Raw genomic sequence first — 25,358 nt, forward strand, 5'->3', positions numbered from 1 at the left:
AAAATTATCGTGTATCGATAAATCTAAACGTATATATCATGTTTGTTTTTTCATAGAATCTGAGTCAAATAGCAAGTAGACAATAGTATAGTAGAATGCAAAACAATCCCTTGGTATACAGTACCGAATCTGGACGGGTTAGCCCCGACGAAAGTCAACATCAACCCTCACCAAAAGGTGATGGTATCGTTCGAATAAGAAGGGAAACGAAAGGACGTAAAGGCAAGGGGGTCACAACGATTACCGGCTTAAGCTTACCCGATCCTGACCTTAAGAAACTCGCTAAAGACCTGAAAAAGCTGTGTGGCACTGGAGGCGCAGTGAAAGACGGCGTCATCGAGATACAAGGTGACAACAGGGAAAAGATAAAAGAAAAGCTCGAGAAACAAGGTCTTAGCGTAAAATTGGCTGGAGGCTAAAAGCCTCTCTTAACTGGAAGAAAAATGGAAAACGTAACGCTTTCTGATTTACACATTTTATTAGTTGAACCTTCAGACACGCAAAGAAAGATAATCACGTCTTTGCTAATTAAAGAGCAAGTTGGCGAAATTGACGCCGTTTCGACTGTCGCGGAAGCCAAAACTGCTTTACGTTCTCATGGTGCAGATTTAGTCGTCAGCGCGATGTATTTTGAAGATGGCACAGCATTAGAACTGTTACAAGATATTAAAAATGCGTCAGAGCTTCAATCAACTCCCTTCATGCTAGTGTCGAGCGAAACTCGTGTATCACGCCTAGAAGAGTTCAAACAAGCAGGCATTGCTGCTATTTTGCCTAAACCTTTTCAACCGGCTCACCTGCATCGAGCGTTAAAAACCTCTTTAGACTTAATTAACGAAGAAGAAGTAGAACTCGACTTATTTGATATTAAATCAGTTCGTGTTTTGGTCGTTGATGACAGCCGCCTTGCTCGTAACCATATTCGCCGAGTATTAGAAAATATGGGCCTGCAAAGTATTAAAGAAGCAGAAAACGGTGCAATGGCCCTGACTTTGCTGAAGGATGAAGAGTTTGATTTAGTTGTTACCGATTACAATATGCCCGAAATGGATGGAAGAGAACTTTCAGAATTTATTCGCTTCAATCCTAATACCGCTCACATTCCTATCATCATGGTCACGTCGGAAGCTGCTGACAGTGCGAAAATGAGCAACATCCAACAAACTGGCGTTAACGCTCTATGTGATAAGCCTTTTGAACCCCAAGAAGTACGTCGCATGCTTATGGCACTGTTGAGCGAGTAGTACCACAAAAGGCTTCTTGTGCTTGTTAAAAAACGACGGTTGTTGAAAACAACGCCGTCGTTTTTTTAATAAATCATCCCCCGCCGCAATCTCACCTAACACATTGCACATGTTCAAATTTTGATTTAGTTTGACTACCTAACTTGGATTGATTGCGGTGCTTATGGAGTAGTTTATGCTGGTAACAAAAATTATAAAACGCACATTCATCTCACTTATATTGCTGTTAATAATAGTCGCTACCTTCGGCTATGTTTGGTTATCAAGTAGCAAGCCCATATTGGAAGGCAAACTTCCTTTAAACGGAATTTCTCAGGCCGTATCGATTTCCCGAGATGCACAAGGTATCCCACTGATTGAAGCTAAAAGTCGCACAGATGCAGCCGCAGCACTGGGCTTTTTACATGGTCAAGAACGCTTTTTTCAGATGGATCTACAACGCCGTAACTCTGCCGGTGAGCTGTCCGCTCTATTTGGCAAGGCAGCGCTCAAGCGAGATAAGCAAATCCGTCTTCATCAATTCAGGAAACGTGCTCAAGAAGCGATTAAACGTGCTCCTGAACAACATCAAGCAATTTATCAAGCTTATACAGACGGCGTAAATCAGGGGCTACAGCAATTAGGTAACGTCCCTTTCGAGTATAATTTACTCGGAGCAACACCACGCCTTTGGCAACCCGAAGATACATTACTCACAGTGTTTAGCATGTACTTGGATTTACAAGAGCACAATGGCATTGGTGAACGCTCTATATCCTTGTTAAAGCAGCACTTGCCCGATGATCTTTTTGCGTTTTTACGCCCCAATGGCGGCCAATGGGATGCGCCTATTGACGGCACAATCGGCTCAATGTCGCCAATTCCTTCAAGCACTTGGCCGTTAGATGAAAACGCCACTCTTGCATATCAAGCACTAAATGACATGGAACCTGAAGACCTTATGCCCGGCAGCAACAATTGGGCCGTTGCAGGCGCACTCACACCTTATCAAAGTGGGATGTTAGCCGACGATATGCACTTAGGGATCCGAGTCCCCATTCTTTGGTATCGCGCTCATATAAAGTGGCAAGAAAAGGGAAAATCACACCAAGTTGTTGGTGTGACGTTACCCGGAGCGCCAATTTTAGTGGTTGGCAGTAATACTCACGTTGCATGGGGATATACCAACAGTTATGGAGATTGGTCCGACGTTATTCGCCTAAAAACAAACCCTGAGCAAACACAATACTTAACCCCTGAGGGATATAAAAATTTTACCGTTAGTACAGAAACCATCCAAATTGCTGATGCGACTCCCGAAAAACTCACCATCCGTTCCACAATTTGGGGCCCAGTTATTGCCGAGGAAGCGGATGGTAACTTGCTAGCCTATCGCTGGGTTGCTCATGATGAAACCGCGGCAAACCTTAACTTTTTAGCGCTAGAAAAAGCCGAAAGTGTTGAACAAGCTTTTGCACTTGCTCCCTCTCTTGGAATGCCCGCCCAAAATATGGTGGCTGCCGATAAGCACGGCAATGTTGGTTGGACCATCACCAATAGTATTCCGGTGCGTAATGGTTACGATGGTCGTTATATTTCTGATTGGAGCGATGGCTCACAATATTGGCAAGGTAAGTTATCCACCGATGATTACCCCAAAATCATCAACCCCGAACATGACCGAATTTGGACCGCTAACTCTCGCGTAGTCGGTGGCGACATGTACCAAAAGATTGGCGATGGCGGTTATGCTTTAGGTGCGAGAGCTAAACAAATTCGTGATGCACTGTTCGCTAAGTCGCATTTTACAGAAAAAGATCTACTGCAAATTCAACTTGATGCTCGCGCTATTTTTCTATCTCGATGGCACAAGCTCATGCTTGAGCACATTGTACCTAAATCACAACATCCAGAAAAAAAGCAAATTCTAAAAGAGCTGAATACTTGGAGTTACTCCGCTAATAAAGACGATCTCGGTTACTTGCTTGTTCGCCAATTCCGATTAAAGCTGAAAGACTTAATGTTCAATCACCTTGTAAAGCAATTAAAAGCGAAGGATGAAAGTTTCCAATTTAAATCGACTCAGCGCTATGTAGATAACGCTCTGTATTTACTGGCTACAAAGCAACCTGAGCATCTCCTGCCACCTAATTTTGCATCTTGGGATGCATTATTAGAACAAGCACTAACGGACTCTCTTGCCGAGCTTGATCATGAGTTTGGTGACTGGAAGCAACTGACTTGGGGAGAGTTCAATAGCGTTGCCATCAAACACCCACTTAGCCAATTTGTTCCCTTTCTTGGTCTCTTGACCGATATGGAACGTCAACCTCAATCAGGCGATACCTTTATGCCTAGAGTTAGTGGACGCGCATTTGGCGCCTCCCAACGAATTGTTGTTGCTCCAGGGCATGAAGAAAATGCCATATTGCATATGCCGACAAGCCAAGCCGCCCACCCTTTATCCCCCTATTTTGGTGCGGGGCACAATGATTGGCTTAATGGAACCCCAACACCTTTACTTCCGGGTAAAGGGCGCTATGAACTCACTCTTATGCCAAATCAATAAGCCAACACATGCATTCGGGGCTGCCTTAGCCCCGAAAACTTTAGCCCCGAAAACTTTTTATTGACAACTTTCCCATCAAATTATAATTTCTGGGGCTATGAACAAATTCAACGCGCTTTTTCTATTTTTTACCTCACCCTAACCCGGGAGGACCGCGCTTGAATGCCGTATACTGAAACCTCCCACTCTGGGAGGTTTTTTTTTGGAAAATTGGAATACCCTACAGGCAGAGCAATGACAACTGACTTAGAAACTATCAGAAAAGAAATCTCAGCAACCGATACCCAATTGCTGTCTTTGTTGGCGAAGCGTCTGCAACTGACACAACAGGTTGCAGAAAACAAAATTGCTAATCATGTTGATGTTCGCGATCCAAAACGTGAAGAAGAATTGCTTGTTTCGCTAGTCCAACAAGGTTCGAAATTAGACCTAGACCCTCACTATGTCACCCGAATTTTCCACGTTATTATCGAAAACTCCGTGCTAAGCCAGCAAGCATTATTGGCAGAAAGAGCGAACCCGGAATTAAACCAACCTTTAAATCGCGTGGCATTCCTTGGTAACAAAGGCAGTTATAGTTATTTAGCGACACAGCGTTACTTTTCCAGAAAGCCCGGAGAATTGCATGAAATGGGGTTCAAAACCTTTTCCGAGGTCATTGCAAAGGTTGAAAACAATGAAGCCGATTACGCCGTTTTACCTATTGAAAACACTACATCTGGCAGTATTAACGAAGTGTATGACCAGCTTCAACATACAAGCTTATCCATCATTGGAGAATTAACGCAGCCCATCGAACATGCATTATTAGTAAAAGGTGCTGGAAATATAGATGAAATAAAGACCATTTATGGGCACCCTCAGGCACTTGCTCAATGCCGTCTATTCACAGAATCTTTGGAAAATGTTACCACGGTCCCCTGCACCAGCACTTCCACGGCCATGCAAACCGTAAGTGAATCTAACGCTTCCGATATTGCCGCCATTGGCAGTGTTCAAGGAGGAGAAAACTACGGACTCACCGCCCTTAAGCAAGGCTTGGCTAATCAAAGTGAAAACCACACCCGTTTTATTGTGGTTGCACGCAAGCCAGTAAAAGTGCCAATTCAAATTCCTGCTAAAACTACCGTTGTTATGTCAACCATTCAAAAACCCGGAGCCTTGGTTGACGCCCTTATCGTCCTTAAAAACAATAAAATCAATATGACCAAGTTAGAATCTCGCCCAATCACAGGGAATCCTTGGGAAGAAATGTTTTATCTCGATATTGACGGTAATACTGATGATGGCCCAATGCAAAAAGCACTGGAGGAACTTCAAGGAATGACGAGAAAATTCAAGGTGTTAGGTTGCTACCCTATTGAAGAAGTAACACATACCAAAGTGCCTGTTTATAAAGCGCTGACTGAAAACTCGAGCAATTTGCAAAATTAATGGCTTAAGAAAGAATAGACAAAGGCCGCCAGTTCTCCCTAAATAATAGAGTGTAATTGTCAGTCACCTACAGAGACTGACAATTTGGAACAGGTATCTATAGCGGCCTTTTCATTTTGTTTTTTCTTTCACCACACCGTTTAGCGCATTGAACAAATGGCTCATTTACTTGTTATTCAAATCCCTGTGTTTAACGTGCGATCATCATTGGCTTTTTGCAGCAGTTTTTCACTGTCTTTTAAACATTCGTTGGCATAATCTCCAAGCCAATCTGCAATATGATGAAACTGATCAATAAACCCTTGCTTATCCCCATTTTCAACTAATGTGAGACACTCTTGTAAACGAGTGGAAAAACGCTGCAACAACTCAAAGCCTTTATTATTGGAGAATATAATATCGGCGTACAACACAGGGTCTTGTGCAAACAAACGTCCAACCATCGCCAATTCCAGCCGGTAAATAGGTGAACTTAATGCTATTAACAGGTCGAGATCCGGGTTTTCTTTGGCAAGATGCGCACCGTATACAAAGCTACTAAAGTGCCTCATTACTTGAATGAATGCCATTGCATCATCATGTTGCTGTGCAGTGGTGTGATAAACCGCCGCTCCCCAAATAGCGATTTGATCAACTAGCCATTTGTAATCTTCCGCTTTACGACCTTCGCATACCACAACCACCTGTTTTGCCATGCTTTTGATATTCGGACCAAACATGGGATGCAACCCAACGACAGGTCCTTGATGCACCTCCAACATAGACGCTAATGGCGCAGATTTAACACTCGTCACATCAGCCAAAATACAGTATGGAGGTAAACGACTTAGCTCACTGATCACCGTTTGAGTAAACCGTATCGGCACAGAAACTAAGACCAAACTTGCATTATTCAAAACGTTGCCAGCACTTTCCCAGTCATCTTTATCAAGCACTTCTACTTGATAACCACTGCGCTCAAACATAGACACAAAAAAACCGCCCAACGCCCCTTTTCCGCCAACAACTACCACCTTGCCTGCCTCAGAATTAGCACATAAATATTGGTGGCTTTGGGTTTGATAAGACTCTCTCATGACACGGCGGAGAATATCTTCAACTAAGTTAGGTGAAACCTCCTTTTCTTGTGCTTGTTGCCTGCGCTTCTCAAGTAGTTCAGCTTCTCGACTCGGGACATAAATTGGCAACCCTACCTGACTTTTATATTCTCCAACTTGTTTAGTTAACTGTGATCTCGCTGCCAATAAGTCCACAAGTTGGCTGTCGATATCATCAATCTGCACGCGCAACGTTTGTAATATATTATCCGCCATGATTTTTCCCATTCAGGTTTAAGCTACTTGGTTGCGTTTGTTTAAGCGCATTGGTAATACTGTGATCAGTTTTTCTCGCGCTTGATGCATTAAGGTCTTGGTAGTTTCCCAGCTAATGCAAGCATCTGTAATCGACATCCCATACTCAAGTTCATCCACCGATTTGCCTTTATTAGATTGGTTGCCTTCTTTTAAATGACTTTCCAACATAATACCGATAATTGACTGATTTCCTTCCAATATTTGATTCACGACATTAAGTGCAACGGGCACTTGCCTGCGGTAATCTTTAGATGAATTCGCGTGGCTACAATCAACCACTAAACCAGCAGAAAGCTGACTTTCTTCCAACTGTGTTTCACACTCGGCTACACAAACAGAATCGTAATTTGGCTGTTTACCACCACGAAGAATAATATGACCATCTTCATTACCCTGAGTATTAATAATAGCCACTTGTCCCAATTTATTTATGCCCATAAAACTATGCCCAGAAGACGCTGAACGTAGCGCATTTATGGCAATATCGAGGCTACCATCCGTACCATTTTTAAAACCAACTGGCATGGATAAACCACTCGCCATTTCACGGTGTGTTTGCGATTCCGACGTTCTTGCGCCAATCGCTGACCAGCTAAAAAATTCTGCTAAATATTGAGGAGAAATAGGATCTAACGCTTCTGTTGCAACCGGTAGTTCCAACTCAGCCAACCAAATTAAGAGTTCACGAGCTTTGCGTAAACCTTTATCAATATCAAAAGTACCATCAATGTTGGGGTCATTGATAAGCCCTTTCCAGCCCACCGTTGTCCGTGGCTTTTCAAAATACACCCGCATAACAATATAAAGTGTGTCCTTGCACATTTCATGTAGCTCTTTGAGCTTTAATGCGTACTCCTTTGCTGCCTCTATATCGTGAATCGAACAAGGTCCAGCTATCACCAAAAGGCGATGATCGCGACGATGGATAATGTCGGAAATGATGTTGCGGGATGCTTCAATTCTCATTAAAGCCTTTTCGCTAACCGGAAGCTCTTGTTGCAACTGCATCGGTGTCACCAAGACGTTTTCCGAAGAAACATGGATGTTATCTACATGTGCCATTTTGTTTAACCTAAATTTAAATTGCTGTTTTTTGGGGAATCGAAAGGTGCCTGAGCGGCGGATGGCGTTGATGAAGCGCCAAAAAGTAGTCTCACCAATAATAGTGATAATAAGGAGGGCAGCGATAGGACTCGCGGTTTTTCATCTATTCACACTCTGTATGTAAATTTTATTTTACTCAATTACACCAGCCCCGAACAGCTAATGTAAGCACCTAGGCTTGACTTTCTATCATTATGACAATTTAAGTACAAGCACTATTTTCAGCTCCCTTTGAAAAAAGCCATTTTTCAGCACTTACTAGGGTGTTCTCTCTGATTCGGAAACCCGTTTTTGTTTACCAACACTGAAACGCCGCCACTTCGCTTGGCTAATGAATAGTCCAGCAAGGATAAGACTACAAACGAGCCATTTAGTTGAGCTAAGTGACTCGTTGTACATAACAACACTCCCCAACATGCCGAACACTGGGACAAGTGTCGTTAACAACGATACCGTCGATAAAGGGTACTTCAAGACCAACTTATTCCATACCAAATACCCTAAAAGGGTTGTGGGATAAGCTTGAAATAAAACAGAAAACCAAACAGTAGCGTTCATTTTGCTTGGTAATTCAATAAAGATACTTGGGCCATGCAATAACCAAGCAATCACCACCAAAGGAATAGGGGCAAATGCCATTCCCCACACACTAAAGGCAAACGCTTGCTTTACATTCGACATTTTGACGATGAGTGACACAAGACTCCAACTTAGCGCACCGAATAGTACAAAGATCAACGCGACTTTTGGTGCAGATCCATCTTGCAGCGTTAAACTCACGGCCAACCCCACAATGGCGAGCAATGCGCCTATCAACTTGTTTACAGCGACTTTTTCTTTCAAAACGAGCCAACTCAAGATCAAGCTAAAGACCAAGCTAAGCTGCATTAATATGCCAGCCATCCCCGCAGATAATCCAAGATTGATGGACCACGTCATCATGCCCCACAAACCAACACCAAAACACAAACCATAAGCAACCAAATACTTTGCAGGCACCTTAGGTTTTGCAATGAAGAAAATGGCAGGAAAGACAGCAAATGTGAATCGAAGCGCAGTTAATAGCACTGGGTTGATTTGATCTGCTCCAAGTTTAATAACGGAAAAGTTAAGTCCCCAAAGACACATTAATGCAATAGCAATGAGTAAATCCCGCTTTGTCATTTTCCGACTCAACCTCTTACACGAAATGGAACGCGCACATTATTACAAAACAAAAAGGGAGCCGATTCAGCTCCCTTTCATATCAATTTAATGTAGCTGTTATGAAGGTTCTCAACCGGGCATGTATAAATAACTAGATTGGATACCCAGTGGCAAACCGATACCCCAATACAGTAACAGGAAGGCCGTCCAAGCGATAATAATGGTAAAGGCATAAGGCAGCATCAACGACAATAATGTTCCAATTCCTGTGCCTTTTACGTAACGCTGACAATACACAACAACAAGTGGAAAATACGGCATTAACGGAGTAATGATGTTAGATGAAGAGTCACCTAAGCGATATGCCGCCTGCGTTAAATCGGGTGAGATATTAAGCTGCATTAACATTGGCACAAAAATAGGACCTAACAACGCCCATTTTGCCGAGGATGATCCTACAAACAAGTTGACGAAAGCGGTCAGAAAGATAAGACCAACAATAGTGACCATACTCGGTAGGTTAAGCGTTTTTAATAGCTGACCACCTTCAATGGCTAACAATGCGCCTAGATTCGACTTACCAAAGGCATCGATAAACAAAGCACAGAAGAACGCCATAACCATATAATAAGCCATGCTATCCATGGCTTTACTCATACTGCCAATCACATCTTTGCTGGTTTTGAAGGTGCCAGCCATATAGCCATACACCACACCCGGTAACAAAAATAGCAAGAAAATCAATGGTACGATGGAGCGCATAACGGGCGCAGCAAAAGACGTTAATTCACCATTCGGCGCACGCATAGGCGAAGTATCAGGCCAAAGAATAGCGACTAACGCAACAATACCAGCCACCATCACGCCGGTTGCGGCTCTTAACGCTTTGGTTTGACGCGCATCCAAATTATCGAATTTGGGAATTTCTGCTGGGTCGCCGTCAATTGGTGTATCTTTTAATCTCGGCTCAATGACTTTGTCGGTTAAATACCAGCCTAAACAAACGATAAGCAAACTTGAAGCAGAGTTAAAGAACCAGTTATTCAGCGGGTTCACTTGAATGCTAGGATCAATAATTTGAGCAGCGCTTTGCGTAAAGCTCTGTAATAATGGGTCGATTGCTGATGGAATAAAATTCGCACTAAATCCACCACTCACGCCAGCAAAAGCCGCAGCTATTCCTGCTAATGGGTGACGCCCCATCGCATAGAAAATCACACCCGCTAAAGGAATCACTAACACGTAACCTGCATCGGTTGCGGTATGGCTCACCAAAGCGACCAGAATGATTGATGGTGTGAGTAAACGCTTAGGCGTTGCATCTAACATTCGCTTTAAACCTGCATTGATAAAGCCAGAATGTTCCGCTACGCCAACCCCTAACATGGCGACTAACACCACTCCTAATGGGGCAAAGCCAGTAAAGATACCAACCATGCGAGATAAAAAGTCGGCCAAAGAGGCTCCCGTAAGCAAGTTATTAACAATAACGGGCTCTTGAGTCCGAGGGTCTATCGTTGTAAAGCTAACATCAGCGAGAAGTGCCGAAAGTACCCAAACAATAACCATACTAATTAAGAATATTACTGCTGGATCAGGGAGTTTATTACCAACCCTTTCTACCTTATCCAAGGCCCGGGTTACAAAGGAGTTGCTTGCCATACTTCCTCTTTATTTATTGTTATGTTTATTTGCAGAATGAGTCATTATCGACCCTAGTGCGCTAGAGTGTGCCAGACTCTATCGAAATGACAACTGTTTTGCTTGAGATAGTAAAAAGCCCGCTATAAGCGGGCTTTTTGGAGGTGTTAACATTAGCAATGGGATGGGGTTTATTAACCCAACTTCTCTTTGATACGAGCAGACTTACCTGTACGACCACGCAAGTAGTACAACTTAGCGCGACGTACGTCACCACGACGCTTCACGTCAATTGAAGCAACAGATTTACTGTGCGTTTGGAATACACGCTCTACGCCTTCACCGCTAGACATTTTGCGAACAGTGAATGCAGAGTGTAGACCACGATTTTTCTTCGCAATTACTACGCCTTCATATGCCTGTAGACGTTCTTTTTCGCCTTCTTTTACGCGTACTTGAACGACAACTGTGTCACCAGGACCAAACGCAGGCACGTCAGTTTTCAACTGATCTTGCTCGATACGCTTGATGATATCTTGATTAACTTTGCTCATCTTAACCTCGATTACTAGTTAACTGTCATGTTTATTTTGCTGCAAATGCGTTTGTTTAAAAGCTTCTAACAAGCGCTTTTGCTCCTCAGTCAGAGCTAGAAAATTTAATAATTCAGGGCGCCTCAACCACGTTCTCCCAAGAGACTGTTGTAGCCGCCACTGCCTAATCTTTTCATGGTTGCCACTTAGCAACACTTTTGGAACGGGTTCACCGTTCAGGATTTCCGGCCGAGTATAATGGGGACAATCTAATAACCCATTATTAAATGAATCTTCTACTGCTGAATCGGCATGACCTAACACACCGGGCACTAATCGAGAAACTGCGTCCATTAGCACCATCGCAGGAAGCTCACCACCACTTAATACGTAATCTCCTACTGAGATTTCCATGTCAACGTGGCTTTGTATCACTCTTTCATCAATACCTTCATAACGCCCAGCCACCAAAATCAATGCGTTTTCATTCGCCAAATCTTGTGCAATTTGCTGCGTTAAGGGTTGCCCCTGCGGCGACATATACACAACCTTTGCCCGATGATTTGATGCAGTTTTAGCAGCATCAATTGCATCACTTAATGGCTGTACCATCATCAACATGCCCGGACCACCGCCGTAAGGTCGGTCGTCCACTGTTCGGTGCTTGTCGTGCGTAAAATCTCTTGGATTAAAGCATTCTACGTCAATCAAACCCTTCTGGACCGCTCTCCCAGATACCCCTTGTTCAGTAAACGCGGTAAACATCTCTGGAAAAAGCGTTACCAACCCGAACCAATAAGAGGATGTCATTAAAAACTGGGATCCCAATCAACAGTGATGACTGCAGATTCCAAATCAACTTGCTTAACGACTTGATCAAACAAGTAAGGAATCATGCGCTGTTTCATGCCGAAAGCATCTTTTACGTTTGCCTTCACTAACATGACATCGTTAGCGCCGGTTTCAAACATTTGCTCAACTTTACCCAAGTTATAGCCTTTGTCGGAGACAACGCTCAACCCAATTAAGTCGCGCCAGTAGAATTCATCTTTATCCAATTCTGGCAACAAAGCCTCATCAACACGAATCTCCGCGTTTTTGATTAACTCTGCGTCATCTCGGGTATCAACGCCTTCTATTCTGGCAAGCAAATGCTTATTTTGATGTTTCCAATCAATGACTTTGTATTCCTTTACCGTACCTTGAAGTGTTAACTTCCAAGGCGAGAAATCGAAAATTCCGTCCGATTTTTCTGTGTAAGAAGTAATGCGAACCCATCCTTTAACCCCATGCGGAGCGCCAATTTTACCGACCACTAGGGTGTTTTCAGAATTCGTCACGGCCTACTTTCCTACTTGAACAACTTACGCTGCTTTTTGAATGTCTTTTACCAAGCGCTTAACGCGATCAGACATACCAGCACCGTGACTAACCCAGTGCTCAACACGTTCTAGATCTAGACGAATTCTTTCTTCTTGACCGCGTGCTGTAGGGTTAAAAAAGCCGATATTTTCAATGAATCGACCATCACGAGGACTGCGACTGTCTGTCACAACCACTTGATAAAATGGACGCTTTTTCGCGCCACCACGTTGTAAACGAATAGTTACCATAATTGCCTCAATTTAGCTGTTAGTGAGTTCGAAAGTCAGATACGTTCCCATTAACGCTAATGTTAACCTAGCCTTCCCAAACGACAGGCGCTCAGAAAGGCCGCGAAATTGTACGTATTTTATAAAGAAATGCAAGCAGCTTTATTTACGGAACATACCGCCAAGGCCACCGGGTAATCCTCCGCCCGGTGCCATATTTTGCATTTGACGCATCATCTTCTTGGCACCACCGCCAGACATCTTCTTCATCATCTTTTGCATTTGGGTAAATTGCTTCAATAAACGATTCACATCTTGAATCTGAGTCCCCGAACCAGTAGCGATGCGTTTTTTACGTGATCCTTTAATCATATCGGGTCGTTCACGTTCTGCTGGCGTCATTGAATTAATGATGGCTTCCATTTGGTTGAACGACTTTTCATTGGCTTGATCTTTGATTTTATCCGTCATTGAACCCATGCCTGGAAGCTTATCAAGCATTCCCATCATGCCGCCCATGTTACGCATTTGCTCAAGTTGCTCTTTAAAATCTTGCAGATCAAAGCCCTTGCCTTTTTTCACTTTTTGAGCGAGTTTCTGTGCTTTGGTCTTATCAACTTTACGCTCAACTTCTTCAATTAAGCTAAGTACATCACCCATACCTAAAATACGAGAAGCTACTCGATCGGGATGGAAAGGCTCTAGTGCATCGGTTTTCTCACCAACACCTAAGAATTTAATCGGTTTGCCAGTAATATGACGTACAGATAGCGCCGCGCCGCCGCGCGCATCACCATCCGTTTTCGTTAGGATTACCCCGGTGAGTGGCAATGCTTCGTTAAACGCCTGAGCGGTTTTCGCGGCATCCTGCCCCGTCATAGCATCAACAACAAATAACGTTTCAGCGGGGTTAATTGCGGCGTGGACCTGCTGAATTTCAGCCATCATATCTTCATCAATAGCAAGACGGCCAGCCGTATCCACCATTACCACATCGTAAAATTGTTTACGTCCGTGTTCGATAGCCGCGTTAGCAATATCAACCGGCTTTTGATCCGTTGAAGAAGGGAAAAAGCTTGCACCGACTTCATTAGCGAGAGTTTCTAGCTGCTTAATGGCTGCGGGCCGATATACATCAGCACTAACCAACAGCACCTTTTTCTTTTCTCTTTCCTGCAAGTATTTAGCAAGTTTAGCGACACTGGTTGTTTTACCAGCACCTTGCAAACCCGCCATTAAAACAACGGCTGGCGGTTGAGTTGCTAAATTAAGCTTCTCATTCACTTCACCCATGATTTTTTCAAGCTCAGCTTGAACTATTTTGATGAAGACCTGCCCCGGATTCAGGCTTTTGGTGACTTCTTGACCTAGCGCCTGCTCTTTAATCGCAGCCACCACATCTTTTACAACAGGTAAAGCGACGTCGGCTTCAAGTAATGCCATACGCACTTCGCGCATCGTATCTTTAATGTTGTCTTCTGTAAGACGACCGCGACCGGTAACGTTCTTAAGTGTTTGACTTAAGCGTTCTGATAAATTTTCAAACATTAGATACACCTTTTAGTATCTTGTGCGCCTTGCTAAACGCTTTCCAAAAAATTGCGCAGAGTATAATACCGCTAAACCTAGATTAAAACGGTCTTTATCGCATTCGTAAGTATGTTTTAAGTTGAGGGAAAACTAACCTCTCCTCTGGTCCCTTGCAAAACAAAGAGATATACTCGGGTAATTCCGCTGGACACTGGACAAAGAGCTATCGTGTTTCTCCTGATTACAATTATAAGTATCCTACTTTATGCACTCGCGACAGGGCTGATTTCTTCCCGCCTATTTCACCAAGACGGCCCCAATGTTCCTCACTCTCGCATTACCGCGATATTAGCTTTGCTGTTACACGGCGCAACATTATTTCACGATGTCATTATTCAAGCAGGGCAAAATCTCAGCATTACGAATGTTGCATCCATTGTCGCGTGGATAATGGCAGCAACCATTACTGCGGCCTCTTTTGGCCTCACGCCGGTCTTTTTAATGCCAATGGTATATAGCTTTGCAGCACTTGTTTTAGCAATGAATGCGATTATTCCAGCAATGTACCTCATTCATATCGAACTGCACCCGAGTCTACTCATTCATATTAGTTTAGCGTTGTTTGCTTATGGTACTTTGATGATTTCCGTTCTTTATACCATCCAATACAGTTATATTAATTATCGCTTGAAGCACATTAGAGCGTCGATTCTTCACTCATCATTACCTCCTTTAATGCGCGTGGAAAAGACGCTATTTAGAATTCTATTAATTGGCATTAGTTTGCTGTTTTTATCGCTTGCGAGTGGCTTTATATTTCTAGATGATATGTTCGCGCAGAAGCAAGTTCATAAAACCATTCTGTCACTTATTTCATTTATTATTTTTAGCGGCGTTTGGATTGGGCATAAATACTTAGGCTGGCGCGGCAATGGCATGGTTAGTGCCACCTTTATTGGGGCAATATTATTAACTCTGGCATATTTTGGCAGCAGAATTGTTAAAGAGATTATTCTATAAGCAGTTAGTTAAATTTTAACCTTTAACTTTTTCTTTTAAATCAACATGTTGTAAACATTGTAGAAAAAAATACTTATCTACCCTTGAAGCAACTTTGAATAGCACATAAATTTGCTAGTGTTTTTACCATAAAGGAACTCGTAGTTGGAAGACTTTTCCACAGGCGCTTTGTTCGCGCTTCTAATCTTATTAATTCTATTGTCAGCCTACTTTTCAAGCTCCGAAACGGGGATCATGTCGATCAACCGTTATCGATTAAAGCACTTAGAAAAGGAAGGTGTTAAAAGTGCCAAGCGGGTACAACAATTACTTAAAAGGCCTGATCGTTTAATCGGGTTAATCCTGATAGGCAACAATGCAGTCAACGTGCTGGCTTCGTCGATAGCGACGATAATTGGTATGCGTTACTTCGGCGATTTAGGTATTGCAATTGCCACAGCAGGATTAACGTTAGTTTTATTGGTATTCGCTGAGGTAACACCCAAAACAATCGCCGCACTTTATCCAGAAAAAATTGCCTTTCCTAGCTCGTTTATTTTGCATCCGCTAATGAAGGTGTTTTTCCCAGCAGTAGTTGCGGTGAACTACATCACCAATAATTTGCTGAAACTCTTTAGAATAAATCCTAACGATGCTGATGCTCAAAGCTTAAGTAAAGAAGAGTTACGTACCGTTGTCCATGAATCAGGCGTCACTATTCCTAAAAAGCACCAAGACATGCTCGTCGGTATTTTAGACTTAGAAAAAGTCACCGCTGAAGACATCATGGTGCCTCGCAATGAAATCATCGGCATAGACATCAACGATGAATGGAAAGATATTCAAAGACAATTAACCCACTCTCAACATACCCGTGTACTCGTTTATCGAGATTCTATTGATGACGCCGTTGGTTTTATTCATGTCCGTGACGCATTACGTATGCTGTCAAAAGATCAGTTCACTAAAGCAACCTTACTTCGCGCAGTGAAAGAGATCATGTTCACCCCAGAAAAAGCCAACCTGCACACGCTTATGTTTAATTTCCAACGAGCCAAACAACGCATCGGTTTGGTCGTTGATGAGTACGGTGATATTCAAGGACTAGTCACCCTAGAAGACATTCTGGAAGAAATTGTTGGTGACTTTACGACGAATATTCCTGAGGAATTGAGCCAAGATATTATTGCTCAGCAAGATGGCAGTTATTTAGTTGATGGCACCGCTAACATCCGTGAATTGAATAAAGAAATGGGTTGGCACTTCCCAACAGAAGGCCCTAAAACACTCAATGGATTAATCGTTGAATACCTAGAGGATATTCCTCACGAGCAGATTAGCCTTCGCTTAGCGGGTTATCCAATAGAAATCGTCGACATGAACGACAATATCGTTAAAACGGTAAGGGTATTGCCTGATTTGTACAAGGAAGAAAAGAAAAAGGAAGAGTAAGTAGCGACACCTTATAACCAGCACTATCACTGAGGCTCGCAACAAAGTAGAACAGCAGCAAAGGAAAAGCGAAATGGAACAATCTAACTCACTTTGTACCATTTCGCTTAGTCATCGGATTCCTTTTCCTGCCGTGAAGCTAAGATTTTACCCTTAACACGTTCCACGGATTCATTCAGTTGCGACAGCCGTGACATGATCCCACGTAACTCCTCGTCGTCCTCAATATCAGACTGAGCAACATGATTCTCTAGCACCTTTTGCAGGTTTGCTATCAAACTATGACTCGACATACTGAAGTCCTCCCGATTACTTTATCGGACCAAATCAGAAAAAGTGAACGCTTTTTTATCTAACATTAAAGATTAGCAGTAAGTTCGCTAAAATTCATATCCAGAGCACTGGGCCAATTTAAATAAACAGTGAGCTTTAATCAGGAAAAAATATTGAACCGGGCATTCCACGACTAATAGAAACATCATAATCGACACTAAATATTGATGCAGTGCCAAATAAAGCGGCTTGATTAGACTTACAAAACTCATCTAACAAAAAGCTTACAATTGGCATATGTGCTACTAACAATAACGATTTCACATCAGAATGTTCATTTAACAGTACATCAACATAGTCATGAACAAGGGAAGGATTGCCACATGGGGTAATGTCCGTATTAATTTCAACACGCCCCACATCAACAAATTGTTGAATAGACTCCAAGGTTTGCTTCGCCCTCACAAAAGGGCTAACTAAGGCCATATCAATCTGATCGTATTCTTGCTTTAGCCAAATACCAGCTTGCTGCGCTTGAGAACGCCCATAAATTGTTAAGTTACGAGCCTCGTCGCTCGTGTTGTAAGGCTCGGCCTCACCATGCCTCATTATGAATAACCGCATTTGTATTTCGCTTGAAATTAGGTCCACTCAATACCGTATAAAAACGGGCAGCTTCAATTAACCTGACTAAACCAAAAAAATTCACTCATTAATCAGCATTATGTGTATGCTTAATTAAGAGCATACCAATAAAACAACAAAAGGCTTCTACTTGATCACAGCAAAATTTGACCACAGACAATACCGTATGACAGAAAACCTAGGTGGTCTAAGGGTTTTGCTCGTCCATGATTCAAAAGCAACGAGCAGTGCAATTTCACTCACTATATCAGCTGGACATTTTCAAGAACCGTCTGATTGCCCAGGGCTTGCCCATTTATTGGAACACTGTTTGTTCTCTGGTTGCAAGGCTTATCCCGAAGAAAACCAAATTAACCATTATATTGAATCAAACGGTGGTCAAATCAATGCATGGACTACCGCAGAAATGTCTGGGTTTAATATTGATTGTCAGACTCGAGATTTTGCCCTTTGCAATCATATGCTCGCCTCTATGCTAACCACACCACTTTTTCCAGAAGCGAGTATTGAAAAAGAAATCACGGCAATTGATGCTGAATTTCAGTCCAAACGTCATGAAGACCAACGCCGTATTCAGCAAGTCGATAAAGAAACCTGCAATCCTGCTCATCCCTATCATCACTTTAGTACAGGCAATCGAGATTGTTATCAAAGCGTTTCAATTTCAACATTGCGTGAAAAACTGAAAACGTTTCACCAACAATATTATCACGCAAAAAATATGTGTTTGTGCCTGATATCGAATTTGGATCTCGACCAAGTACAAGAACACATCATCCCTTTTTACGACGACCTTGCTCCTAATGGCGCAACTTTAGAAGCTCCCACGGAACCATTATATTTGCCGGAGCAGCTTGGAACGTTTTTGCATATTAAACCAATAAAAAATATGCGAGCCCTGATGGTTTCATTTTCCCTACCTGACATTCATCATTGGTATGAGTCTAAGCCAGAAGCACTGATTAGTGCCATGCTGGGTGATGAAACTCGCGGCAGCTTGCTTTGTTGGCTTCAACATAATCAATGGGTGACTCATCTAAGTGCTGGAGGTGGTATTCAAGGCAGTAATTTCAAAGACTATACAATTAACCTCCAACTCACCGAGAATGGGCTAAATCATATCGATGATATCCTTGAAAGCATCTTTGATTACCTGCGTTTAATTAAAGAAGAGGACTTCCCTAATTGGCGCTTCGAGGAAATGAAACAGCTAAATCAACTCGCTTTTGATTATCAAGAGTTCCCCAAAATAGGCAAGCTTGCTACCTATTTGGCAACACAAATGCATTACTATCCTAAAACAATGATTGCCTACGGGGAGTATATCGTCACCGCTTTTGATAAAAGCTCAGCTCAAACCATGTTGAGTTATTTTCGTCCTGATAACATGCGTGTGAAACTTATTCATCCTCAAGCAAAAACCGATACACAAAGTTTGTGGTACCACGTTGATTACGCCATTGATACGCTCCCCAAAGAATTACTGCAAAAACTGTCAGATCCACCAGCCAACGATGAATTAGCCCTTCCCGATGCCAACCCCTATATGACTTCGGATTTAACTGTTTATCCAGTACAGGCAAAATTCCACTTACCTCAGGCATTATCCATAAAAGATAATGGAGAGTTCTGGTTTGGTCAGGACCCTGAGTTCTCTCAGCCTAAAAATGAGCTTTTTCTCTCTTTAGGTTGTGGCGCACTAAACGATTCAGTTGAAGCATCTGCTCACACTCGCATTTGGACTTCAGCAGCCCAAGCCTTTATCAATGATAACTTTTATGCGGCATCAGTAGCTGGCATTTATTCCCATGTTTATCCGCATAAACGAGGCGTCACCTTACATGTGGCAGGTTTTTCCCAATTCCATGCAGATGTTAGCCAAAAAGTACTGACATTATTACTCGACCCAAACATCGTGGTCCCCTACTTTGAGCAAGCTAAAAAGCAACGTTTAACGGCGTTAAGTAATAGTTTATTGAATAAACCAATCAATCGTTTATTCGCGACATTAAATAACTTGATACATGAGCACAGCTTTCTACCTGAAGAGCTCGCTCAAGTAATTGAAAAAACTCAACTAGAGGAAATTCAAGCGGTTCCTAAAACCCTTACCAAGAGCTACTGGCAGGCTTTAGCTTACGGGAATTGGACAGAGTCAGTCGCCCAAGAAATGGACACCTATTTGCGCAGAACATTTAATGCGGCCAACGCAGAAAACTATGAAAATAGAGTATTGCGTCTTTCTGCATTACAACAAAATATTGTTGCGATTGATTGCCAACAACCAGAATCGGCATTGGTATATTACTTACAAGGCAAAGCAAACACATTGCGAGACAAGGCCATTTGCATTGCTATTGAGCACCTTCTGGCACCCGATTATTTTCAATTAATGCGCTACGAGAAACAATATGGCTATCAACTAGGGTGTGGCTACCTTCCCTTCATGAAAGCTCCCGGCATTGCGCTTTACATCCAATCTCCTGTGACATCTGCACTCGAATTGCATAAAGATACCGAAGCGTTTTTACATCAAATACCCGACAACATACGCCAAATGAGCTCGGACGCTTGGGAACGAACAAAACAAGCGCTACAGAAGCAACTAGGAGCAAACGATCAAAATCTATCGATAAAATGTCAACGATTATGGGCAGCACTAGACAACGAAAACCAAAACTTCAGCGAATTCGAACAAATCAAAACAGCGCTCATGGGAATTTCTCCACTTGATATAGCTGACTATCTATCTGATTTAATGAATACCAAAGAAGGAAAGCTTAGCTTAATCACCTTGAACGATAAAAAAATGCCTCTTACATCTGAAGACATTAACTATATTGATGTTACACAGTTTCGTGCACTGGCAAAGCAATACATTTAAAAATCACAACAACAATAAGATGCGCAATAATTAAGCACGCAAAGGATTCTGACGCCTGTAAGGCAATAGAAACACCAAATAAAATCATCATTCAACTGGATTGTTTGTTTCGGTGAGCTAGTATCTGATATACTCACTTTTCATTGGCCGAGTGCTGTTTCATGAGTCAATAAAGAACAAAAAAGTGCCCAGTTTAATTCGCATCCTCTCCGTTAGTTACTCCCTTTTAAAACAATTGTCTCAACTAAGTTTAGGCAGCCTTTTTCTATGCTTAGGAAATGCCAATGCACAGGAAAGCGCCACCACAGACATTGTCACAGACGTATCTAACCCCTATTTTTGGCTCTCTTGTGGCTTGATTAGTTTCATCACTATCCGAAAGTGGCAACAAATCCGCCAACAAAACGCTATTGATATAGAGCAACCGGCAGCTAAACCGCAGTATCAGAAGGTTCAACCTCAAACCTACAACGGCGGCGAGAACTCACATTTGCTCATTAAGGCCATAAATAATACTTCCGATGGCGTTTTTATCGCCGATGCTCACTATCGAATTGTTTATGTGAATCGGGCTTATCTGAGATTCACAGGAGAAACAAAGGAACAAGCTTTGCGTACTCCGTTGCAATTTAATCAATATTCGAAGCAGTTTGAACAAAAGGTGAAAAGCAGCCTTAGGCAGAAACATCACTGGAAGGGAGAGTTTGAAACGGTTGCAGGTAATGGCATTCATTCCACTGTTACCATGCGAATTGACGCCATTTTGAGCGAACAAGACGAAGTCAGCCATTATGTTGGCGTTTTTTCTGATATCACCGAGCGTAAACAAGCAGAACAAGAACTGATAAAACTCGCCAATGTTGACCCTCTCACCCAATTACCTAACAGAACGTACTTCCACACTTATCAGGAATACCAGATTAAAAACGCAAAGCCTTACGCCTTACTGTGCCTTGACTTAGACAACTTTAAGAAAATTAACGACACCATTGGTCATTCGGTAGGTGATCAGTTATTGCGCCAAGTAGCGACGCGTGTAGAAAGTCTAGTAAGGAAGAACATGGTCGCGTTTCGTTTAGGCGGAGATGAATTTGCCATCATTATCGAAGGCACGCCGGATGTACACCGCTTAACCAAATTCTCACAACTATTATTAGATAAGCTTGCTAATCCCTATCGCATTCTTGGGCAGGAATTTGTCGTAAAAGCGAGTCTGGGTTTAGCCTTCTATCCGAATGATGGTAAAAACCCACAAGAAATCTTTAAAAACGCAGATACCGCTATGTATTTTGCTAAAAGTTTGGGAGGGAACCGCTGTCAGTTTTTCCAAACCGAACTTAATCAAGAAGCAGTAAAGCAACTTAAAACAGAGAATTTGATCCGCTTTGGCTTACAAAAAGATTTATTCAAAGTGATGTATCAACCTAAGGTAAGTGTGAAGACGGGTCAGCTTTGTGGCATGGAGGCATTGGTCCGTTTCGAACATCCTAAACAGGGACTTATCAGCCCGAAGGACTTCATTCCAATGGCGGAAGAAACCGGGCAAATTCTGGAAATTGGCGAGCGTGTTTTGCAAATGGCCTGTTCTGATACAGCACGTTGGGTAAATGCTGGATTAATGTCGGGCAAAGTTGCCATTAATATTGCTGCGCTGCAATTTAAAGAAGATGATTTTGCTCTGCAAGTAAAGCGCATCTTAAAAAGCTCAGGACTCTCTCCTAAACACCTTGAATGTGAAATCACCGAAGGCACACTTATTGATAGCCCAGATGATGCTTTAAACGTGATGCTCGCTCTCAGATCTCAAGGCGTGCAATTAGCGCTAGATGACTTTGGGACCGGGTATTCATCTTTAGCCTATTTAAAGCGCTTCCCGATTACAACGCTAAAAATAGACAAAGCCTTTATTGATGATATTGATAAAAACAGTACCGATAAAAACATGGTTGAAGCCATCATTAACATTGCTCACAACCTTGGTTTAGAGGTTGTGGCTGAAGGCGTCGAAACTGAGTCTCAACTGATGGTGTTAAGTGAATTTGGCTGTGAGATGCTTCAAGGTTACTTATTCAGTAAACCACTTTCGTCCGATAAATTTGAGAAGTTGCTAAAAGCAGAGAATTTGTCTCGTACCCGCTCAAATATACAAGACATATGAGCGAGAGTACGCCTTCTACAATTACAACATGGTATGCGTTAAAGCAACAAACACACGACTATAGACACTTAGTTTTCAGACAATGACTCCGGGATTTTCGTGGCTTGCCAAGCAACCACTTGCCATTTGCCATTACGCTTTAAAAATGTCCCGGTGTTGTAGTAAAACTGCTGTAATTCAACATCGTCTTCTACCCATTCTGCACCGAGTTTAAAGGCAACAATTGCGGTTGTACCATATAAGCGAATGTCTGTATCTTCAGCCCAATAAGAGGGTTCTGAATCCGACTTTTCATGTTCCTTTTTGGCTGCTTGCTCTGCTTTTATGCCATTAATAATGGATGATTTACCAAACCGCTTACCCGCAGAACTGGTATAAATCAAATCGTTTGCCCAGAACTGTTGATGATTCTTCAAATCGTCTTGAATTGTATTTGCTAGAAAGTCGTCGAGCAGTTGCTTTAATTCGCTTTTATCGTTGGCGTATGCACACGAGCTAGCCATTAACATTAAACCCAACACACCTTTTCTCAACATGACTATTTCCTATTTTGTTACCACTTTCCTGCCACTATAAAACGCCGGGACTTAGAAGCAAACGACGAACATAAAAAAACCCAGTACAAAACTGGGTTTCTTGTTATTCAACCAATATCGTTAATAACGATGTTAGTAGAAAGTCTTACCTTCTTCTGCCATTCGCTTAAGCGATTCTGCTGGTGCAAAACGGTCGCCAAACTGACCTTGATAATGCTCAAGGCGCGCAACCACATGTTTGATACCTAAGGTATCCATATAATGGAACGGACCGCCAAGGAATGGAGGGAAACCGATACCGAAGATAGCACCAATATCACCATCACGTGCTGAACGAATTAAACCTTCATCCAAACACATGGCAGCTTCGTTTAGCATTAATAAAGCACAGCGCTCGGCAATTTGCTCTCTTGAAAGGGTTTTATTCACCTTTATGCCCAGCAATTCATATACGCTTTCATCTACTTCTTTACCCGGCTTTTTGCCTGAATATAGGTAAATACCGCGTTTATTTTTCTTGCCTTTACGATCATCAGCTAAAAGTTTATCGAAAGCATCAGGCGCTTTGAATCTATCCCCTAAGTCGGCCTGTAGAATCGGCGAAATCTTTGAACCTACATCAATGCCCACTTCGTCCAATAATTTCATTGGACCAACAGGGAAACCGAAATCTAACAAAGCGGCATCAACATGTTTAACCGGCTCGCCTGAAAGCAATATGTTTGCCGCTTCGTTCATATAAGGAGCAAGAATACGATTAACGTAGAAACCGGCACCATCTTGAACCACAATTGGCGTTTTACCCTGACGACGCGCATATTCCACCGTGGTAGAAATGGTTTCATCCGAGGTTTTTTCATGCACAATCACTTCTGCCAGTGGCATTTTGTCAACTGGTGAAAAGTAATGTAAACCAATCACATTTTCAGGTCTCGCGGCCTTAGCTGCAATTTTATGAATTGGAATAGAAGAAGTGTTGGTTGCAAAAATGGTAGATTCATTACAGTTTTCTTCAATATCAGCAACCATCTTTTGCTTCAAATCGAGATCTTCAAAAACCGCTTCAATCACCATGTCCACATCTTTGTAGCCTGAATAATCTAGCGTGCCAGTTAAAAGCGCGAGCTGCTTTTGCATTTCGCTCTTCTTCATATGACGGCGTTTAACTTTTTTATTCAGCAAGTCGTAGCTGTATTTCATTGCATTGGCGATACCTTCTGGGCGCACATCCTTAATACGCGCAGGAGTACCAGCTTTAACGGCGCTCACAAACGCAATACCACCGCCCATTAAGCCACCACCTAATACACCAACTTTGTTGATTTTAGCTGGATCAACACCTTCAACGCCGGTTTCTTTCTTCATTTCCGTTGTTGCAAAGAAAATATGACGAAGCTGCTCTGACTCTGGTGTCATTACCAGCTTACCGAATAACTCAGCTTCAAGCTGATAACCGCGCTTGCAAGCTTTCCCTTCACTTGCTTCTAACACATCTAAAATCATATTAGGTGCCGGGTAATTACCGCGTGTTTTCGCATTAGTTTGCTTTCTTGCTTGTTTAAACAAGAAATTACGTCCAAATGACGTTTGCTCTAACACTTTACCAAGCAAGTTTAGCTTAGGCCCACTGCGGTGAGGCTTGCTTTTAGCAGCAAATTCTTTTGCCACATCAAGCAAGATGCTAGGCGGTACAACATCATCCACAATACCAAGCTTCTTCGCCTGTTTAGCTCGAACTTGTTTACCCGTTAGAATCAGTTGCATAGCCTGCTGAATACCAATCAGTTCTGGTAAACGTTGTGTACCACCACTACCCGGTAATAGGCCAAGCTGGACTTCAGGCAAACCCACTACGGTTTTAGATGATTCTGAACAAACTCGATAATGACACGCGAGTGCCAATTCCAAACCACCACCTAGCGCTGGTCCATCAATTGCCGCAACAAACGTGGTACGCATATTTTGAATACGGTCGAATACCGCTTGACCGCCTTTAGAGAGCACTTCGGCTTCTTCTGCGGTTTTACAGGCTGCTAACATCGTAATGTCAGCACCCGCAACAAAAGAGCCTTTCTTGCCACTAGCAAGCACAACGCCCTTAATACTTTTATCTGCTTCGATGTCATCTAACATCGCAGAAATTTCATCGCCGAATTCTGCTTTCAGCGTGTTCATGGATTCCCCAGGGACATCCATTAATAACGTGGCGATTCCGTCATCACCTTTAATCAGCGTGAATGCGCTTTGATTAGTCTCTGTCATAACCACTTTTCCTGAGAATTTC

21 protein-coding genes are annotated in these 25,358 nt (G+C 42.6%); 8 read left to right on the plus strand and 13 right to left on the minus strand.

The window, feature by feature from the left end; genetic code table 11:
- The first annotated feature begins 95 nt into the window (after nt 1-95).
- The 4 genes from yciH to pheA all read left to right on the plus strand — a co-directional run bounded on the left by yciH (nt 96) and on the right by pheA (nt 5,226).
- Nucleotides 96-419 (plus strand): stress response translation initiation inhibitor YciH, encoded by a 324-nt coding sequence (gene yciH, locus HJG39_RS10500; RefSeq protein WP_268409034.1) that lies wholly within the window; start codon nt 96-98, stop codon nt 417-419.
- Between the two features lie 24 nt (nt 420-443).
- Nucleotides 444-1,244, plus strand: a complete 801-nt coding sequence (locus HJG39_RS10505) for a response regulator (protein WP_268409035.1) — start codon at nt 444-446, stop codon at nt 1,242-1,244.
- Nucleotides 1,245-1,419: 175 nt separating this feature from the next.
- On the plus strand, nt 1,420-3,792 hold the full coding sequence (locus HJG39_RS10510) for a penicillin acylase family protein (RefSeq protein ID WP_268409036.1): 2,373 nt from the start codon (nt 1,420-1,422) through the stop codon (nt 3,790-3,792).
- A gap of 234 nt (nt 3,793-4,026) precedes the next feature.
- Complete coding sequence (pheA, locus tag HJG39_RS10515; protein WP_268409037.1) at nt 4,027-5,226, plus strand: prephenate dehydratase; 1,200 nt, start codon at nt 4,027-4,029, stop codon at nt 5,224-5,226.
- Nucleotides 5,227-5,402: 176 nt separating this feature from the next.
- On the opposite strand, the gene tyrA is transcribed toward pheA, so the two are convergent.
- The 9 genes from tyrA to ffh form a co-directional block, all read right to left on the minus strand.
- Nucleotides 5,403-6,539: a bifunctional chorismate mutase/prephenate dehydrogenase gene (gene tyrA, locus HJG39_RS10520; RefSeq protein ID WP_268409038.1), complete on the minus strand. Its 1,137-nt coding sequence runs from the start codon at nt 6,537-6,539 to the stop codon at nt 5,403-5,405.
- Nucleotides 6,540-6,557: 18 nt separating this feature from the next.
- Nucleotides 6,558-7,643 carry a 3-deoxy-7-phosphoheptulonate synthase gene (locus HJG39_RS10525; RefSeq protein ID WP_268409039.1) on the minus strand — a complete coding sequence of 362 codons (1,086 nt, stop codon included), beginning with the start codon at nt 7,641-7,643 and terminating at the stop codon, nt 6,558-6,560.
- Nucleotides 7,644-7,943: 300 nt separating this feature from the next.
- Nucleotides 7,944-8,849: an EamA family transporter gene (locus tag HJG39_RS10530; protein WP_268409040.1), complete on the minus strand. Its 906-nt coding sequence runs from the start codon at nt 8,847-8,849 to the stop codon at nt 7,944-7,946.
- 111 nt (nt 8,850-8,960) lie between these two features.
- The gene (locus tag HJG39_RS10535) at nt 8,961-10,493 is read right to left on the minus strand and encodes an AbgT family transporter (protein WP_268409041.1); all 1,533 of its coding nucleotides are present in this window, start codon (nt 10,491-10,493) and stop codon (nt 8,961-8,963) included.
- A gap of 173 nt (nt 10,494-10,666) precedes the next feature.
- Nucleotides 10,667-11,026, minus strand: a complete 360-nt coding sequence (gene rplS / locus HJG39_RS10540) for a 50S ribosomal protein L19 (RefSeq protein ID WP_268409042.1) — start codon at nt 11,024-11,026, stop codon at nt 10,667-10,669.
- Between the two features lie 18 nt (nt 11,027-11,044).
- Nucleotides 11,045-11,815 carry a tRNA (guanosine(37)-N1)-methyltransferase TrmD gene (gene trmD, locus HJG39_RS10545; protein ID WP_268409043.1) on the minus strand — a complete coding sequence of 257 codons (771 nt, stop codon included), beginning with the start codon at nt 11,813-11,815 and terminating at the stop codon, nt 11,045-11,047.
- On the minus strand, nt 11,815-12,345 hold the full coding sequence (gene rimM / locus HJG39_RS10550; RefSeq protein ID WP_268409044.1) for a ribosome maturation factor RimM: 531 nt from the start codon (nt 12,343-12,345) through the stop codon (nt 11,815-11,817). The genes trmD and rimM overlap by 1 nt, the downstream gene beginning before the upstream one ends.
- Before the next feature lie 24 nt (nt 12,346-12,369).
- Nucleotides 12,370-12,618 carry a 30S ribosomal protein S16 gene (gene rpsP, locus HJG39_RS10555; protein WP_268409045.1) on the minus strand — a complete coding sequence of 83 codons (249 nt, stop codon included), beginning with the start codon at nt 12,616-12,618 and terminating at the stop codon, nt 12,370-12,372.
- Between the two features lie 141 nt (nt 12,619-12,759).
- Complete coding sequence (gene ffh, locus HJG39_RS10560; RefSeq protein ID WP_268409046.1) at nt 12,760-14,145, minus strand: signal recognition particle protein; 1,386 nt, start codon at nt 14,143-14,145, stop codon at nt 12,760-12,762.
- A 210-nt stretch (nt 14,146-14,355) separates the two neighbouring features.
- Here ffh and HJG39_RS10565 point away from each other — a divergent pair, with 210 nt between their 5' ends.
- Together HJG39_RS10565 and HJG39_RS10570 are read left to right on the plus strand one after the other, a co-directional pair.
- Complete coding sequence (locus tag HJG39_RS10565; protein ID WP_268409047.1) at nt 14,356-15,147, plus strand: cytochrome C assembly family protein; 792 nt, start codon at nt 14,356-14,358, stop codon at nt 15,145-15,147.
- Nucleotides 15,148-15,291: 144 nt separating this feature from the next.
- The gene (locus HJG39_RS10570) at nt 15,292-16,578 is read left to right on the plus strand and encodes an HlyC/CorC family transporter (RefSeq protein ID WP_268409048.1); all 1,287 of its coding nucleotides are present in this window, start codon (nt 15,292-15,294) and stop codon (nt 16,576-16,578) included.
- A 107-nt stretch (nt 16,579-16,685) separates the two neighbouring features.
- Here HJG39_RS10570 and HJG39_RS10575 read toward each other — a convergent pair whose 3' ends face one another.
- A complete protein-coding gene (locus tag HJG39_RS10575) occupies nt 16,686-16,871 on the minus strand; it encodes a hypothetical protein (protein ID WP_268409049.1) in 186 nt (61 codons plus the stop codon).
- Between the two features lie 136 nt (nt 16,872-17,007).
- Nucleotides 17,008-17,475 (minus strand): phosphohistidine phosphatase SixA, encoded by a 468-nt coding sequence (gene sixA, locus HJG39_RS10580; protein ID WP_268409051.1) that lies wholly within the window; start codon nt 17,473-17,475, stop codon nt 17,008-17,010.
- 151 nt (nt 17,476-17,626) lie between these two features.
- On the opposite strand from sixA, the gene HJG39_RS10585 reads away from it, so the two are divergent.
- Together HJG39_RS10585 and HJG39_RS10590 are read left to right on the plus strand one after the other, a co-directional pair.
- Complete coding sequence (locus tag HJG39_RS10585) at nt 17,627-20,380, plus strand: insulinase family protein (RefSeq protein WP_268409053.1); 2,754 nt, start codon at nt 17,627-17,629, stop codon at nt 20,378-20,380.
- Between the two features lie 184 nt (nt 20,381-20,564).
- Nucleotides 20,565-22,538: a putative bifunctional diguanylate cyclase/phosphodiesterase gene (locus tag HJG39_RS10590; protein ID WP_268409055.1), complete on the plus strand. Its 1,974-nt coding sequence runs from the start codon at nt 20,565-20,567 to the stop codon at nt 22,536-22,538.
- A 68-nt stretch (nt 22,539-22,606) separates the two neighbouring features.
- Here the strand turns inward: HJG39_RS10590 and HJG39_RS10595 are convergent, their stop codons facing one another.
- Nucleotides 22,607-23,074 carry a nuclear transport factor 2 family protein gene (locus tag HJG39_RS10595; RefSeq protein ID WP_268409057.1) on the minus strand — a complete coding sequence of 156 codons (468 nt, stop codon included), beginning with the start codon at nt 23,072-23,074 and terminating at the stop codon, nt 22,607-22,609.
- 132 nt (nt 23,075-23,206) lie between these two features.
- Nucleotides 23,207-25,336 carry a fatty acid oxidation complex subunit alpha FadJ gene (gene fadJ / locus HJG39_RS10600; protein WP_268409058.1) on the minus strand — a complete coding sequence of 710 codons (2,130 nt, stop codon included), beginning with the start codon at nt 25,334-25,336 and terminating at the stop codon, nt 23,207-23,209.
- Nucleotides 25,337-25,358: the final 22 nt, after the last annotated feature.

This window comes from Alteromonas sp. a30 (assembly GCF_026788005.1).
Taxonomy (GTDB): Bacteria; Pseudomonadota; Gammaproteobacteria; order Enterobacterales; family Alteromonadaceae; genus Paraneptunicella.

What these genes read in the sequence shown, in the direction of transcription:
- rplS (WP_268409042.1), bottom strand. Translation starts at nt 11,026, where the DNA reads ATGAGCAAAGTTAATCAAGATATCATCAAGCGTATCGAGCAAGATCAG.
- HJG39_RS10535 (WP_268409041.1), bottom strand. Translation starts at nt 10,493, where the DNA reads ATGGCAAGCAACTCCTTTGTAACCCGGGCCTTGGATAAGGTAGAAAGG.
- trmD (WP_268409043.1), bottom strand. Translation starts at nt 11,815, where the DNA reads ATGACATCCTCTTATTGGTTCGGGTTGGTAACGCTTTTTCCAGAGATG.
- tyrA (WP_268409038.1), bottom strand. Translation starts at nt 6,539, where the DNA reads ATGGCGGATAATATATTACAAACGTTGCGCGTGCAGATTGATGATATC.
- fadJ (WP_268409058.1), bottom strand. Translation starts at nt 25,336, where the DNA reads ATGACAGAGACTAATCAAAGCGCATTCACGCTGATTAAAGGTGATGAC.
- HJG39_RS10510 (WP_268409036.1), top strand. Translation starts at nt 1,420, where the DNA reads ATGCTGGTAACAAAAATTATAAAACGCACATTCATCTCACTTATATTG.
- HJG39_RS10595 (WP_268409057.1), bottom strand. Translation starts at nt 23,074, where the DNA reads ATGTTGAGAAAAGGTGTGTTGGGTTTAATGTTAATGGCTAGCTCGTGT.
- HJG39_RS10525 (WP_268409039.1), bottom strand. Translation starts at nt 7,643, where the DNA reads ATGGCACATGTAGATAACATCCATGTTTCTTCGGAAAACGTCTTGGTG.
- rpsP (WP_268409045.1), bottom strand. Translation starts at nt 12,618, where the DNA reads ATGGTAACTATTCGTTTACAACGTGGTGGCGCGAAAAAGCGTCCATTT.
- pheA (WP_268409037.1), top strand. Translation starts at nt 4,027, where the DNA reads ATGACAACTGACTTAGAAACTATCAGAAAAGAAATCTCAGCAACCGAT.
- sixA (WP_268409051.1), bottom strand. Translation starts at nt 17,475, where the DNA reads ATGCGGTTATTCATAATGAGGCATGGTGAGGCCGAGCCTTACAACACG.
- yciH (WP_268409034.1), top strand. Translation starts at nt 96, where the DNA reads ATGCAAAACAATCCCTTGGTATACAGTACCGAATCTGGACGGGTTAGC.
- ffh (WP_268409046.1), bottom strand. Translation starts at nt 14,145, where the DNA reads ATGTTTGAAAATTTATCAGAACGCTTAAGTCAAACACTTAAGAACGTT.
- HJG39_RS10530 (WP_268409040.1), bottom strand. Translation starts at nt 8,849, where the DNA reads ATGACAAAGCGGGATTTACTCATTGCTATTGCATTAATGTGTCTTTGG.
- HJG39_RS10575 (WP_268409049.1), bottom strand. Translation starts at nt 16,871, where the DNA reads ATGTCGAGTCATAGTTTGATAGCAAACCTGCAAAAGGTGCTAGAGAAT.
- HJG39_RS10505 (WP_268409035.1), top strand. Translation starts at nt 444, where the DNA reads ATGGAAAACGTAACGCTTTCTGATTTACACATTTTATTAGTTGAACCT.